Raw genomic sequence first — 14,774 nt, forward strand, 5'->3', positions numbered from 1 at the left:
CACCATGAAAGTGACCAATACCGAACTGGCCGCCGTCCAAGCCGCCAGCCCCCGCCTGGACATCCCCCACAACGCCCTGCGCCTGACCGATACCTACCAAGCGCGTGCGCGTGAAACCCTCAAAGCCGATCCCGAAGTCCGGGTGCTGCGCGCCACCATCTCGGCAATGGGCGGCATGATCCTGCAAAACCTGATCGTCGTGGACAACGGCGACGGCACGTATGACGTGTGCGCAGGTGGCCGACGCTGGACCGCGCTGTCCATGCTGATCGAGGCCGGCGAACTGCCCGACAACCACCCGGTGCCGTGCCTGATCATCCCGGCGCGCCATGCGCTCAATGCCTCGCTGATCGAAAACATCGCCCGCAAGGCCATGCATCCGGCCGATGTCTACACCACCTATGCACGCTTGCGCGCCGAGAACTGGTCGGTGCCGGAAATCGCCATCGCGCACGGCGTGAGCGAAGTGGCGGTCCGAAAGCTGCTCGCGTTGGGCGAAGTGGCCCCCTCGCTGATGGCGCAGTTCCGCCAAGGGCGGATCGAACTGGCCGACATGCAAGCCCTGGCCGCAGTGCCAGACCATGCGCGCCAGATCGCGGTGTGGAAGGCCGTATCGCACCGTTCGAACTACCGACGCGCAGCCGATATCCGGGAACTGCTGACCGGGTCGGATATACGCGGCGATTCGGTCCTGGCGCGCTACATCACCGTTGCGGCCTATGAACGCGCTGGCGGCAACGTGCGCCGCGACCTGTTTGCCGAGCGCGGCGAGGACGTGTACCTGACCGATGCGCAGAAGGTGCATTCGATGGTGGTGGACAAGCTCAAGCGCACCAAGCTTGCCCGCGCAATCGCCAAGGAAGGCTGGGCCTGGGTCCAGTTCCAACCCCTGCTGCCGCACGCCGAACGGCGCGACTACGGGTCTATCCAAGCCGCGCTGCGCGAGCCGAACGCAGAGGAAGCGGCCCGATTTAAGGCAATTGAGTCGGACCAAGACGACCTGCGCGAACGCATCGACGCCTCGGGCATCGACGAAGACGACAAGGAAGATGACGAGGACGAGGACGACGGGCAGGCAGGCGCACCCGACAAGCCCGAAGCCGGCCAACATCCCTTGACCGTCCTACGCCAGAAATGGCAGGAACTGGACCGCGAGCGCCGCGCGCTGTACGAAACGCTGTGGGACTATCCCGCCGAACTCAAGCCGCTTGCTGGTGTCATCGTCCATCTAGACGCATCGGGCGAACCCGTCGCCAGCCGGGGGCTGGTGCGCGAACAGGACCGCGAAGCCGTCAGCGCCTTGCTGCGCGTGCGCGGCGAAGCCCAAGCGCAGAGCGGCATCGACCTGCCTCGCACCAAGGCGCGTCCGCAGTTCAGCGCCGCCCTGGTCAATCGTTTGCAAGCTCAGCGCGTGATCGCCTTGCAGGCGGAAATCATGATCCGCCCACATCTGGCCCTGGCGCTGCTCATTGAGCAACTGCTGGACCTGACACGCGGGGCCGATGTGTTCGACCTGCAAGCCGGCAGCGCGCACGCGGACTTGTGCAAGGTCGATGACGGTATGCGCGATTGCCCCGCATGGCGCGCCATGCAGGAGCGCCATACGACAGTCATGGCGGGATTGCCCGACGATGCCGACGCGGTGCTGCCCTGGTTGCTCGAACAGAGCCAGGACAGCCTGAACGCCATGCTGGCGATGCTTCTGTCCACGACCATCTATCGCATCGTGGCGCGCAACCACAGCACGCCCACCGGCCACCTGGATCGACTGGCCGATATCGTCGGTCTGGACATGACGAAGTGGTGGACGCCGACCGCGCAAAGCTACCTCAAGCACGTGTCCAAGGCGCAGATCGCCCAGGCCGTCACCGAAGGGCGCGACCCGAGCAGCGGCGCGAGCATCAACGGCATGAAGAAGGCCAACGCGGTACAGACCGCAGAAGCCTTGCTGGCCGGGTCCGGCTGGCTGCCGAACCCGCTGCGCCGACCCACGCCAGCCGCCGAGCCGCAAGCCGAGGACTCGGCCCAGGCTTCGAGCCAGCAGGACAGCCCCGTCGAGGCTGACGCGATGGCGTAAGCGCCCTCACGCGCAGCGGCCCCAGGATCGGGGCCGCTGCGAAGGCGAAACCCCAAGCAGGGGCGCGGCGCGGCGGTCAAGGGTCGCTGCGCTTTACCCCTTGACCGCCGCGCCACCCCCTGCTGCGTCGTCGGCATCGGCACGAAGGGCACCCCTGGCCCTTCGTGCCGATACGGCCACCCCTGAACACCATGCAAGGAGTACCCGCCATGCAAGACCTCACCGCCACCTACTCGCCCGAGGACAACAAGCTGCGTCTCTATAGCCTGCATCGCGTGGATGCGGACCTTTACCGCCGCCTCAAGGACGCAGGCTTTTCATGGGCACCCAAACAGGATTGTTTCGTCGCGCCCATGTGGACGCCAGAGCGCGAAGACCTGCTGCTCGAACTGTGCGGCCAGATCGAAGCGGAAACGACCACCGTTGCCCAACGTGCCGCCCAGCGCAGCGAACGGTTCGAAGACTATGGCGAACGCCGCCGCCAGGATGCCGAGACGGCCCGCAGCCGCGTCAGCGCCATCACCGCACATATTCCGATGGGCCAGCCGATCCTCGTCGGCCACCATAGCGAGCGGCGCGCACGCCGCGACGCCGAACGGATCGAGCAGGGCATCCGGCGCGCCATCCTGGCCACCGATAAAGCGGCCTATTGGGACTGGCGTGCGCTGGGCGCAGAGCGCCATGCGCGCCAGAAGGCCGACCCTGCCGTGCGGCATCGTCGCATTCGTACCCTGCAAGCCGAACAGCGCAAGCACCAGCGCACCCTGGACGAGGCCCAGGTCCGCTTGCGCATGTGGTCCGTCGAGGCCGTCTCGATCGAACAAGCCTTGCGAGTTGCCAGCGTGGCTAGCGTCTCGCACGCTTTCCCGCTCGCTGATTACCCGCGCTGTCCGCCAGCCTCGCAATATGAAGGCTTGATGTCCCTGTATGCCGCGCTCAAGGACGGGATTGTCGATCCCGCCCAGGCACGAGACATCGCCGCCGCGCAACTGCAACGGCAGATCGCCCGCGCGCAACGCTGGCGCGCGCATGTTGCGGGCAGGGTCGAGTATGAGCAAGCCCAGCAGGACGGCGACACCGGCGACCTTGCCCAGCAGTTTGACGTCGCCGCAGGCGGAAGTGTTCTGGTGGGCGGGGATTGGCGCGGCGTTCACCGCGTCAACCGCAGCGGCGGGTGCGTGGTGTCTTTGACCATCGATGCGCCCGCCTCGATGCATTGGGCCAAAACGATCAAAGTCGGCATTGAGGACGTCTCGGACTACCGTCCGCCTTCGGCCTGCGATCCGAAGCAAGCCAAGGCCCCGCCTATCGTCAATTACCCCGGCGAGGGCGTGCTGACTGTGACCGCCGCGCAATGGCGCGATACCCACCGCGACTACAAGGGCGTTCATACGGTCGAGGCTACCGCCGAACACGGTGCGTATCGCTGCCGCATGTTGATGCAACATGGCGCATCGCATCAGGTGTACCTGGGCGACAAGCCCCGCGTTGATCGGCCCGGGCCGCAAGCGTGAGCCGCAGTAGGGCGGGCCTCGTTCCTCCCGCCTGTGCAGGGCGAGGGCGGGGCGGGTGGCCAAAATGTTGCATAACACGGTTCACCGCTCTGTCTTTTATTGCCAGTAAAAAGTGACGGTTAGTGCCGTCCCATGAACTGTCTGGAGTTGACCTATGAAAGCCGGTCTCATCCTCACCATGCTCCTGGGTGGCTTGGCATCGACCGCCTACGCCTACGAGCCCCTTCAAAACGCGCAGATCAATCCTGACGGGTCACGCACGGTGCAGCGCGGCCAGCAGACCCCGCAAGCCAACGCCCAGCGCCAGCAGTTCTGCGAGGCGCGGGGCGGGGTGGACGTGACCAATGAAGGGAATGTCACGCTGTCGGCCGGGGCCGCAGACGTCATCGTGTGCCAGTTCCCGGAGGGCACCAAGCCTGACACGGGTGGCTATGTGCCCGTCGATCCGCTGCCCGAAAGCAAGTCGCTGTCGCCCGATGTGCCGCTGCGCCCCGCGCCTTCCTTCGTTCCCGGGGCTGACGATGCGCAGGACGAGGACGAGCCGCTGTCGCATTTCGGGTTGCCGCCTGACACTGCGCTGGCCGCTGTTCCCTCGATTTCCGTCTATCCCGTCAACGGCTTTTCGGTCGTGGCCGGGCAAACCTTCTATGCCGCTGGCACCGTGGTCTTTGCCAACCTGGATCGCACCATGCAGGGGACTGCTCGCTCTGCCATTCCCGCCTTGAATTGCAGTTGGCTGTGGGAAGGCGCGATCATCGGCGGCGGCGCGAACATTGGCGGCTACGTGGCGTGCCATACGAATAGTCCCGGTGTGGTTGCCACGCACATCGAAGGCTGCATCCGCACCTTCGGATGCGCGCAGGGTCAGGGTACGGTCGTCATCACGCCGAGAAGCTGATCGTCTGCCCGGCGCGCCTGCTCTGGCAGAACGCGCCAGCGAGACTTTCGCGTTGCGAAAGTGGTTTGCTGCTCGGGCCGTGCTGGCCCTTGGTGGCGCGGCGTGCGCCGCGCCGCCGCATCGCGCAGGACCGCGAAATTTCGTAAAATAGAGGCCTACAGGAGCTGCCATGCTGACACCCAAAGAAATCGAGCAACGCCGCCGTGATGTGGATGACGCGCTCGCCAGCCAACGGCTGGAAGGGCTCGAGCCGGATGCGCAGACGGTTCGCCAGATGCAGCAGTATGTCGACGGCCAGGTCGAACTGGCCGACGTTGTCGCGATCTTCGCGCGCCGAGTCGCCGGTGGCGAAGTACACGGCTGACGACGCCTATTCGGACCCCGAAACCGGGGTCCTCATCAACCGGCTGGGCATCCGCGACGAAGCCCTGCTCGCCAAGATCGAAGCGACCTACGCCATGCTGCGCGCCACGGAACTGGCGCGCCAGCCGCTCTCGGGCAGCTTCGATCTGGCCCACCTCCAGGCCATTCACAAGAAACTCTTTGGGGATGTGTACGACTGGGCTGGCCAGATCCGCACCGTCGATATCGCCAAAGGCCGCACCCAGTTCGCGAGCGTCCACCACATCGAGCGCTACGCGCCCCAGATCACCGGCCCGCTTGCGCGCGAGAACTACCTGCGCGGGCTGGACGCCGACACCTTCAGCCGGCGTGCCGCCCACTATCTGGGCGAACTGAACGTGTTGCACCCGTTTCGCGAGGGCAACGGCCGCACGCTGCGTGCATTTACCAGCCAACTGGCGCAGCAGGCCGGCTATCACATCGCGTGGTCCGGTATCAGCCGTGCCGACATGACCGAGGCATCGATCCAGGCCTATCACGCTGGTTCGGAGCTGCTCGCCGAGCTGATCCGGGCCAACGTGCGCGACGTGGCGTATGAACAAGCCGTGGATCTGGCCCGGACCGGCGGACAAGAGACGTTCGTAGCGCGGGCGCAGCCCGGGCAAACCTACCTGGGCGCGGTGATCGGCCAGACCGATACGTACCTGGTGCAGGCTGTGCGCGACGCTCCGCAGACCGTGGTGGTGCATCGGCGGCGCGCCTTGCTCGACAGCGAACCGCTCAAGCCGGGTGCGACCGTGGAGATCCGCTATCCCCACGGCGACGTGGGCCTGGTGCGGCTTGCATCAGACGGGCTCGAGCGCCAGGGCGACGCGCCGCACGAACATCAGCGCCAGGCCGACCGCGACCTGGAGCGTTGAGCCGGCGCTGAACGGGGCGGGGCGGTCCTGCATCCCGGCATCCTGACACGGCGATCCTTGCGCTCAAGGGCGGCGCGGCAATGGCTGCGCCGTTGCCGCTTGCGGCCGACGGCCGGTGCTTCGCACCCCTTGACCGCAGCGGCTGCGCCGCGTTCTCCGGTCCCGGGCATGCCCGCCCGACAACCGGAGACCCACGATGAGCCTGTTCAACGTTTGGCGCCACGGCGCTGCCATGAAAACCACCGTCATCGCAGGCAACTGCCAGCAGGCCGTCGATCGGTTCTGCCAGCGCCACGGCTACGCTGATCACGCCGAGTACTGCCGCCAGCGCCGCTTGGCGCAGACCGACATCCACGTCCAAGCCGTCTATGCGCCATGCCAGGCACGCGGCGGTTGCTTCGCGGGCGACTGCTGCCTGCGCTGATCGGGCCAGCGACGCCGGCCATGTAGCGCCCTGCGTGGGCGCTATTTCGGCGCGGCTATCGCAGGGCGCTTCCTGCGTCGCCGAGGCATCCATCCCGCCGTCGGCCACATTTTCCTAAACATCGTTCCAAGTGCTTTGCACTGCCCGGTGCCCACCGTCGCCGAGGGGGCCTGGCGCACAGGCGGCAATCGGCTCGCAGGGCGTTTTAGCCGATCGCCGCCTTGCAAGGGCTTTCGCGGCATAAACGGTCCCCCCGGCTGCGCCGGGACCCACCATTTATTCCACGTCCCTTGCGCGCGTGTGGCCCGCCTCGGCGCGGTCTGCCCCGTGCAGTGCAAAGGGGCGGACAAGCCGCCCCGGCTGCGCGAGGGAGCCTACTCATGGGCCGATTCATCCTGGGCGACTGCCTGAAAGTCCTGCCCGAATTTCCAGACCAGTGTGTGAATTTCATCCTGACCGACCCGCCGTATCTGGTCAATTTCCGCGACCGCACCGGCCGCAGCATTGCCAATGACCAGGACGGGGATTGGTTGCTGCCGGCGTTTGCGCAGTGCCACCGCGTGCTGCGCCAGAACGCCCTGTGCGTGTCGTTCTACGCATGGAACCGGGTGGATCAGTTTTTCGCGGCGTGGCGTAAAGCCGGATTCCGTGCGGTCGGGCATTTCGTCTTCACCAAGTCGTATGCCTCCAAGACCCGCTTTGTGCGCTATCAACACGAGGCCGCGTATCTGCTGGCCAAGGGCCAACCGGATATACCTGCCAGCCCGCCGCCGGACGTGCTGGCCTGGCGATACACGGGGAACGCGCACCATCCCACGCAAAAACCGGTGTCGTGCCTATCGGCGCTCGTCCAGGCGTTCACGCAGCCCGGCGACATTGTGCTGGACCCGTTTGCCGGCTCGGGCTCGACCTGCGTTGCTGCACATCAATGCGGCCGGCGTTACGTGGGCATCGAACTGGAGCGGCGCTATCACGATGCGGCCGTCGCGCGCCTGCAAACCACTACTCGGGAGGCATGAACATGGCAAAGCCCACACTTTCGCAGACGGCACAGGAGGAGATCGCCGGCATCGCGGACACCGTGCTCGGCATCCACACGCTAGAGGCGCAGTACGTGGATCGACTGGATTTTCATGACCTGTCGGTCTGGTCCATCAAGGCTGCACTCGAAGCGGCGTATCTCGCCGGCATGGTGGATCACCACCGAGGTGATGAGTCCGGCGCTACCGATCCAGGAACCAGTATGGATAAGACCAACGAGCAGCAATTGCTGGACTATCTGCGCGGCTACGCGCGCAGCCACCCAGCCAACTTGCACCAGTTGCGCGAGTACATGCGCTGGCCGGCGATGGCGCGCGCGGAACGGGACAGGCGGGCGAGCCGCTTGCTGGACGTGCTGCCCGATGATCTTCTGCACGCGATTGCCGAAGGTGAACTTGACGTCAACGTCGTAGCGCGGCGGCTGGACGGATAGCCGTTGTGGCCCTGCGCCTAGCGTGGGGCCATTTCCAATTCAGGGGCCGCCGCCGGCGGCCCGATGGCGCTCGCCGCGCTGGCCGAGCGGGTCCGCAACTGCGGTTGCGTGCCGCTGCCACGCCCGCCGTTCGTCACCCAACTTCACCGACCTTACCACGGCGCGCCGGCCTGCAAGGGGGCATTCATAAAGCCCGGCGCCGCTGCGCGCGCCGACCTTTACAAACCTTCCCCCTTTTCCGGCGGGCGCGCCGTGGTCGCGGACGGCAGGGCGACGAACTAACAGGACGGGCGGCAAGAGCTTAGATGCCACCGCACTGCGAAGCCCCCGCTCGAACCCCCACACGGGGGCTCGGAATCTTCAGGCCAGGTCAGCACGACCATCTCGCCTTCAAAGGAACAGACCATGAACTCTCCGACACCATCAGCAATCCCGGCCGATCTGCTCGCCTACGTGCGGCGCGAGCTATTGGAAGCCTCACCCGTACAGATTGCCGGCCTGCTGTACGACCTAAGCGACGGCGAAATCGCAGGCGGCATCGAGAACGATTGGCCCTCCCAACAAGAGCGCCCGGAACGTGACCCGCTCGTCGCAGCAGTGGGCATTGCCCGTGCCGAATTTCGTGCCGCGCATCCTGACGTGTTGGCACCCGAGGAACTGTTGCACGCATTGCGAGGCCAGGTGGCAACGCGGCTGTTCTTGGAGCCCGACGATGAGGCGTTTATGGCGCAGTTCGGCAACAGGGGCAGGTCCATACCCGACGCCATCTGCTTGCGCATGCTCATCGAACGCGCCATCGTTCGACGCGCCGCGCAAGACCTGCTGGCAGCCGGTTGCGAACTCCGCATTCACGATGGCGAGCCCTGGGCCTGCCCTCTCACCTCCGATCTGGCCGACGTGATGAACGCTGTCATGGCGACCGATGAAGACCTGATGTTTGTCTTCTCGCCGACGGATCGCCACCCGCGCGTTATCAGGTTCGTCTACGGCAACGACGGCTGGGACGTGATCGCCGACTACCACACCAGCTTGGAGCGCTTGCTGGCTGGGGCAGATGCACTGGCCGAGCGTTTTGCCGACCTGCTCTAGATGGCGCATCGTCAGCCCATGCCGGGCTGCGGCCTGGCGCCTGGCACGGGCTGGTCAGGCCGATGTCATCTTCCCAACCGGCAGGGCTATAGACGCCTTCGGATTGCGTCACGCCGGAACCATGCCTTTATGTCGGGCTCTGAATCTCCAGCCGAGGTCAGCCTTGGCACGCTCAGGAGCAGAATGCATGAACAGGATCATTTCCTACACCTATATTGCGCGTACCTGGCGAATGACCCGCCTCTTGGCGCGGCGTGACATTAGCTGGCACAGCTACAAGCTGTCGTTGCGCCCGACGCAGGTCACTGTCGCCACGGTGCAGGGTTGCCAGGTGTTCTGTGACCGCGACGATGAGCGTCTGTTTTTCGGCCTGGACGCCTCGGAGCCCGTCATAACCGACGCAGATAGGCAGCGTGAGGCTGGCATCGATTCCAGCCTAGAACCTTGACCCAAGGTTGCTTTAGGCGTGCGATGGCGGCCTGCGGCATCCCCACCAGCCGATGGCTGGTGGGGCCGTCTGGCTGACGCTGCGGGGCGCGCTGCGCCAGCCCCGCCAGGCTCCCCGACCCTTAAGGATCGGCCACCGCAGGGCGGCGGCACGGCCCTTAAGGCTTTCGGAAAGCCTCACACATGACGCACCCGGCGGGTGCTGCAAGTGCTTGATTTTGCAGCAGTGCCTTTCTCGTCCGAGAAAAACGCCGTGCCACACTATGGGCACAGACTTCGCGATGAGCCAAGCCTGGCGCGGCTTCGCTGTGGCACAGTCGTCGCCAGTCGGCGCTGCGGCGCTTGCGTGCATGCCGGAGTGGGTCAAACAGGTGCTGTGTTGGCGTTGAACCGGCTGCGCGGCGATTCGTTTAGGCGCCAGACCGATTCGTCGGGGCGTCACAGTGGCGGCGGTGAGGTGCCAGACCGGCGGCGCTGCGATGGCGTAGGCCACGTGGCGGCCGCAGGCGCGCACCGCTAACCGCTGGTCGACTGCCTGTACATGCCACTTCAAGCGGTGTCGCGGAGGGAGCGGGCGGTACGACCAGGGTCTTGCCTGCAATCCAAGACACGCCAGACCTGGATCTCGTCGTCCTGGAGGCGATAGTAGATGGCATACGGGAAGCGATCGGACAGCGCACGGAAATAGCCGAAAACCTTCAGATGGATACCCGCGTACAGCAGCAAAGCGTCGATGTCAGAAAACAGCGAGTCCAGGAAGTAGTCGCCAAGCCCTTCCTGCTGCCTTTCGTAAAATTGCCGTCCCCTGTCGAGGTCTTCGATCGCCAGGGATAGGATGCGCAGTTTCAAGACCGCGCACGCTGGCGCAGCGTGTCTTTGGCCTCTGCCCAATCAACCATGCGCGCCGAACCGTTCGAAAGTTCGGTCTCGGCCTGTTGGAGCGCCTCGTTGTGCCAGATGGGAGAAGTCAGATCGGCGGCATTGGCTGACAGGTCACGCCAGAGTGCCTCCATGACGCGGAGCTTCTCGGCACGGGATAGGTTTTCAAGGGTGAACATGGCGACTTCCTCGACATTATTGGCGAAGTGGTGTCCATTTTAGCGGATCGCACCTTGCCCAGGACCGATGGCCGTCAAGGGCATCGGCTGTGGTAGGTAAACACCGCGGCGCTTCGCTATCAGCGGGCTGCGGTCATTTCGGCTGCCGCCGGCTCCAACACCGGCGCTTTTTGTCTTGCGGGCCGGCGCAACCCGATGTCCAACGCGGCGCTCTTGTCTTCGCGCCGGTCGGCGGCGGCGGGAAGCTTAGATTTGCTGTTGGTGTATATCTCCGCGGAGTGGCGTGCCCGTGAGATACCCACGTAATAAACGTCCGACTTAGTGGTCCTGCTGTAGCTCTCCGCGTTGATGAGTACGCGATCAGCGGTCAGGCCCTGCGCACTATGCACTGTCGTCGCGTAGGCTCTATCCAGATGAACCGGATGGTCCGCGGGCAGGGTGACTGTCCGAGCATTGTTTCGGATCGTGATCGTGTTGGGCGAGACGCCCACGACTTCAAAGCGGCCACCGTTGACCAAGTCGCGTGCGGCGTCGTTGCGCGTGACTCGAACCCAGGAGCCCACCGACAGTTCAGCGCGTACCGGCTGGTACACAGAGAGCCTGGTTGCCCGAAGGGGATTGAAGGTGAGCCTTTCCGCTGTCGACAGGTTTTCCACCGTCAAGGCGTTGCGCATCGTGTCCCGACCCACGATGCGATAGGCTTGGCCGGCTTCCAGTCCCGACGCATAGCTGCGCTCGGGCTGGATGACATCTCCGTCTACGTAATAGCGGGCGTAGCGGCGCTGTGCCTGCGTCGTATCGCGGCGCGTCAGAAGGTCGTATTCATGGCCTTTCCCGTCCAGGCCGGATGCTTCGTGGACCGCCTGGTTGATCCGATTGCGCGAATCGTTCGTACCGGTCAGGATGAGCGTGTCGCCGCCCACCTGCACGTAGCGGGCGGCAACTCCCCAGTACCGCTTGCCATCGTCAGCAATCTCATGGACTGATTGCAGGATGCCCAGCGAGGCCGATGCCTTGCCCTCTGCTGCCAGCTCGACAGCGCGTCGCAACCTGGGATCATCCTGGCGCACGATCTCAGACATGCGAGCCGTGGCCATGCCAGCGTCTTGGAGTTGATGAAATGGCCTGCCCGCCTCAACAGCTTTGGTCTGCTCGGTGTCGCCCAGCAATACCGTGCGCGCGCCAGCCGACTCCACGCGCTGGAGCAACTTCTCCATCAGTCTGCTGGGAACAACCCCTGCCTCGTCGACGACCAGAATCGTGCGCTCGTCCAGCTCAAGCCTCGCCGCGTTACGGGCTTCGAGCATGGACGCCACTGTGTTGGCTTCTATACCCAGTTCTCGTAGTGCTCGGACCTGTCCGCCATAAGAGGCCAGCGCGTGAAGCTTGTATCCATTGGCCTCGGCAAGTGCTTTGACCTGAGCGAGCATGTAGGATTTGCCGGTGCCGGCAAGGCCCTGCACGCCCACAACGCGGTGCGCTGTGCCCAATATCATTTCCGAAGCCGCGCGTTGTCCAGGTTTCAAAGACAGCCCAGCGAGTTGTGTGGCCAGCCGCGGTGCGTCGATGATCGGCGTAACCTGACCTCGGCCTTCGCGCTCGATTTGCAGGATTCTTTTCTCGCGCGTGCGTGCGGCCTCCGTTGTGAAGTGCGGCTCCACGGCGACGAGTTGCCCGCGAGCGATAAGGTCACGTACCGATGCCGCCGCTTCCTTCGGCGTCAATCCCGAGCGAATCAAGGTTTGGTTCCACGCGGCCTTGTCGCGTACCGTGCCAAACTCCTGGGATGCCTCTCGATAAAGCTGGGTGCCTAAGATCAGGCGCCCTGCATTGGTCTGCCGGCGTATCTCGGTCTCAATGGTGTGTGTGTCAGTGCGCCCGCCAACATGCCCGAGCGCCGTTGAAAGCAGCGCGCTTGCACTCATGTTCGCTTCGCGTTCCGTCAGGTGACGAATTGCCCAGTTCACGGCGTGCTCGGCGATACCTTGCCCAGTATTGACCCGCAAGCCCGAGGATGTTTCTTGGCCCAAGTTCCGATCGTGCGTCCGCAGCGGTCGCATCAGCTCCAAACCGGCCTCTCGGGCCTGCTGTTCCCAGGCGGCCTGTAGTACCGCGCGGGGCAAGTCTGTCGCCTTCGCCTGGCGGGTGGCCAGCGTAATCGCTTGCTTCGTGCCGTGGCTGGCTGTTTCGCGCGTCAGGTGGCGATGCTGAAGTTCGGCGTTGATCTGCGCAGTCCGCTTCGAAAAAACTTCGATCTGCTGACGCGAGATGTGCGCCAGCTCGATATGGCGTCCTTCCAGTCGTATGGAGTAGCCCGATAGCTGTAGCTGTCGAGCCAGTTCGTTGGTGTAGATGGCGTCGAGCAGGTTGCGGGCGCGGAATATTTCTTCGTTCGACATCGCCACCCATTTGCCGTCGGCGCGTTGGGTCAGGTTCATCACGATCGCGTGCGTGTGCAACTGTGGGTCCGGCGGCGCACCCTTGGTGGGACGTGCTGTCTCGTGGCGCCATGTCGCGGCCACGATGTTGCCGGTACTCTCGATATGTACTCGGCCGTCCACGCGCTGGCGGGCATAGGCGTAATGACGTTCCATATGAGCCAGCGCGGCTTCGACGGCCCGATCATGAGCAGCCACCACGGCTGGGTCCTTTCCGACCAGCGCCTGAATCGTCACCGATTTCGGCGCCGAGAATGTCAGGTCCAGTCCTGCGCGTGCACGAGCATCGGACCGAATGGATTTGGCCAGGGCGACGCCTTCACCGAATTCGCCGCGCAGTGCAGCGCGGAATTGCTCGGGATCGACGGGGCCGGACAGACCCAGGGCGGCTGCTCCGCGGCCGAGCCAGCGGGACGCATCGCCATCGCGGCTGTAATAGTCGTCTTTCTGCTCCGCGTAGTAGTGCGTCGTTTTGGCGGCCGCACTCCTATGCAATACCTTGCGGGAGATCATCGGGTGCCTCTGCGGAGGGGAGGGTTGACGAGATCCGATGCGACTCGATGAAAGCGGGCGTGCGCTCGACAAATTGCATCGGTTTAAGCACGAAACGGGAGATCGGCCGCGCGCCGGAGAATGCGAGATAGCCGTTTAGGTCGGGCAGCGTCTGCACCTGCGCAGGCGTCACGACGCGCTCTGTGCTCCTGACCATGCGTTCGCCGGTCGTGCGGCTGCCGATTTGTCGGCTGTCGGTGTATTCGGGCCTGGCCACTTCGTGTTCGCCCAGGCTCTTGGACATTTCGTCGGCCGTTTCGGGATCGGTTTTTGAACCACCGAGCACGACCAGCGAGCGGAACGATGCGCGGATCGTTTGCGCAACACGCTCGCCGTAGATGCTGGCCAACTGCGACACGCTTTGCAGGCCGGCGACGATGCGCAGCCCATGCTTGCGGCCTTTCGTCAGCGCGTCCTCAAGCGTGGGCAACTTCTCCAGCGACGCCAACTCGTCGATCACCAGCCACCACCGGCGGTAGTAGTTCTCGGGCATCGACAGGATGGATGTGCAGAACACGTCGACCCAGGCAGAAACCAGTGGCTTCATGGCGGGCGCCATGTCCTGACGCCAGGTGATGAAAAGATTGCCGCCGCGCTCATCCTCCATCCAGTCGCGGATGCTGAAGTTGCCCGGGGGCATGCTCATGTGCTCGCTCAGCTTGTTCGACAGGACGAACCGCGCGGACGTCAGGGCCTTGCTGGCTTCGTTCGAACCCGCGAACAATGATTCCGCCAGCGTGCCGGTCAGAAAAGCCCGCAGGTCCTGATGGTCGGCAATCGTGCACCAGCGAAAAAGCTGCTCGATGGAGGGGCAGCCGAGCGAGAACAGCTTGCGGGCCGCTTCGCGCAACAGCAGCCTGCCGAACTCGTTCCATTCTTCCGCGTTGGCGTCCGCGCCCAATGGCACTACCGACTTGGCGAACCTTTTCCAGTCGTAGTCCGCCCGCACCTCGTTAAAGAAGCTCCATCCTTCGGTGCGGGAGTCGTAGGGATTGAGCACGACGTCCCCGGGCCGCCAGAATTTGGAGAGCAAATCGCCATTGGGATCGACCAGGACCATGCGGTCGCCTCGCCGAAGCGCCGAAAAGACGAGCCGCCGCAGCAAGATCGTCTTGCCGCTGCCGGTGGCGCCGTTGAGCAACAGGTGCAGCGTCTCAATCCTTGTGGGCATCGGTACGCCAGCGACATCGATTTGGCTGCGGAACCATTCGCTGCATGCGCGTCGCAATGAGCGGTAAGGTACGACGCGAGTACCTCGGATGAACTTCCGATATCCCGCCCCGTCGTAGCCTTCCGTGTGCGACCTGTCGCGCAACAGGGTGATGATGATGAGCAGCGCGAGGGCAACGCCCGCGCCAATGGCCCACATCAGAATCGGGTAATCCGGTGTGGCGCGAACGGCCGCAGAAAGGATTCGATAATCCAGTTGCCGTATGCTGATCCCGCTGGTGTAGATGATGCAGGTCAGCCAACTGGAAAGGGGGCAAAGCACGAGGGCCAGCACGGAAAGGCGCCGGCGTATGTCGGGTGCCATGATGATC

At 64.4% G+C, this 14,774-nt stretch carries 14 protein-coding genes; 10 read left to right on the top strand and 4 right to left on the bottom strand.

All coding sequences use genetic code 11. The annotated features are described in order from the left end of the window. The first annotated feature begins 4 nt into the window (after positions 1 to 4). The 10 genes from A6745_RS22035 (at position 5) to A6745_RS22085 (ending at position 9,186) form a co-directional block, all read left to right on the top strand. Positions 5 to 2,077 (top strand): ParB/RepB/Spo0J family partition protein, encoded by a 2,073-nt coding sequence (locus A6745_RS22035; protein ID WP_066131930.1) that lies wholly within the window; start codon positions 5 to 7, stop codon positions 2,075 to 2,077. Positions 2,078 to 2,286: 209 nt separating this feature from the next. Then, entirely contained in the window at positions 2,287 to 3,591 is a 1,305-nt protein-coding gene (locus tag A6745_RS22040; RefSeq protein ID WP_197488215.1) for a DUF3560 domain-containing protein, read from the top strand. A gap of 154 nt (positions 3,592 to 3,745) precedes the next feature. Next, positions 3,746 to 4,489, top strand: a complete 744-nt coding sequence (locus A6745_RS22045) for a hypothetical protein (protein ID WP_066131935.1) — start codon at positions 3,746 to 3,748, stop codon at positions 4,487 to 4,489. A 169-nt stretch (positions 4,490 to 4,658) separates the two neighbouring features. Beyond that, entirely contained in the window at positions 4,659 to 4,853 is a 195-nt protein-coding gene (locus tag A6745_RS22050; protein WP_066131939.1) for an antitoxin VbhA family protein, read from the top strand. After that, complete coding sequence (locus A6745_RS22055; RefSeq protein ID WP_066131940.1) at positions 4,834 to 5,751, top strand: Fic/DOC family protein; 918 nt, start codon at positions 4,834 to 4,836, stop codon at positions 5,749 to 5,751. The genes A6745_RS22050 and A6745_RS22055 overlap by 20 nt, the downstream gene beginning before the upstream one ends. 196 nt (positions 5,752 to 5,947) lie before the next feature. Continuing rightward, entirely contained in the window at positions 5,948 to 6,175 is a 228-nt protein-coding gene (locus A6745_RS22060; RefSeq protein WP_066131941.1) for a hypothetical protein, read from the top strand. A 380-nt stretch (positions 6,176 to 6,555) separates the two neighbouring features. Then, on the top strand, positions 6,556 to 7,194 hold the full coding sequence (locus tag A6745_RS22065; protein WP_066131946.1) for a DNA methyltransferase: 639 nt from the start codon (positions 6,556 to 6,558) through the stop codon (positions 7,192 to 7,194). 2 nt (positions 7,195 to 7,196) lie between these two features. Next, on the top strand, positions 7,197 to 7,649 hold the full coding sequence (locus A6745_RS28315; protein ID WP_082853229.1) for a DUF6900 domain-containing protein: 453 nt from the start codon (positions 7,197 to 7,199) through the stop codon (positions 7,647 to 7,649). A gap of 405 nt (positions 7,650 to 8,054) precedes the next feature. After that, complete coding sequence (locus A6745_RS28320; protein WP_082853230.1) at positions 8,055 to 8,738, top strand: hypothetical protein; 684 nt, start codon at positions 8,055 to 8,057, stop codon at positions 8,736 to 8,738. Between the two features lie 187 nt (positions 8,739 to 8,925). Further along, the gene (locus A6745_RS22085; RefSeq protein WP_066131947.1) at positions 8,926 to 9,186 is read left to right on the top strand and encodes a hypothetical protein; all 261 of its coding nucleotides are present in this window, start codon (positions 8,926 to 8,928) and stop codon (positions 9,184 to 9,186) included. Positions 9,187 to 9,734: 548 nt separating this feature from the next. Here the strand turns inward: A6745_RS22085 and A6745_RS22090 are convergent. From A6745_RS22090 to A6745_RS22105, 4 genes are all read right to left on the bottom strand, one after another. Continuing rightward, positions 9,735 to 10,034, bottom strand: a complete 300-nt coding sequence (locus A6745_RS22090; protein ID WP_066131950.1) for a type II toxin-antitoxin system RelE/ParE family toxin — start codon at positions 10,032 to 10,034, stop codon at positions 9,735 to 9,737. Beyond that, positions 10,031 to 10,243, bottom strand: a complete 213-nt coding sequence (locus A6745_RS22095) for an addiction module protein (protein ID WP_066131952.1) — start codon at positions 10,241 to 10,243, stop codon at positions 10,031 to 10,033. The genes A6745_RS22090 and A6745_RS22095 overlap by 4 nt, the downstream gene beginning before the upstream one ends. Positions 10,244 to 10,362: 119 nt before the next feature. Continuing rightward, the gene (gene mobF, locus A6745_RS22100; RefSeq protein WP_066131955.1) at positions 10,363 to 13,194 is read right to left on the bottom strand and encodes a MobF family relaxase; all 2,832 of its coding nucleotides are present in this window, start codon (positions 13,192 to 13,194) and stop codon (positions 10,363 to 10,365) included. After that, positions 13,169 to 14,767, bottom strand: coding sequence for a type IV secretion system DNA-binding domain-containing protein (locus A6745_RS22105; RefSeq protein ID WP_066132341.1), 1,599 nt, complete (start codon positions 14,765 to 14,767; stop codon positions 13,169 to 13,171). The genes mobF and A6745_RS22105 overlap by 26 nt, the downstream gene beginning before the upstream one ends. Between the last annotated feature and the right edge of the window lie 7 nt (positions 14,768 to 14,774).

It is taken from the genome of Bordetella ansorpii, from assembly GCF_900078705.1.
Classification (GTDB): Bacteria; Pseudomonadota; Gammaproteobacteria; order Burkholderiales; family Burkholderiaceae_B; genus Bordetella; species Bordetella ansorpii_A.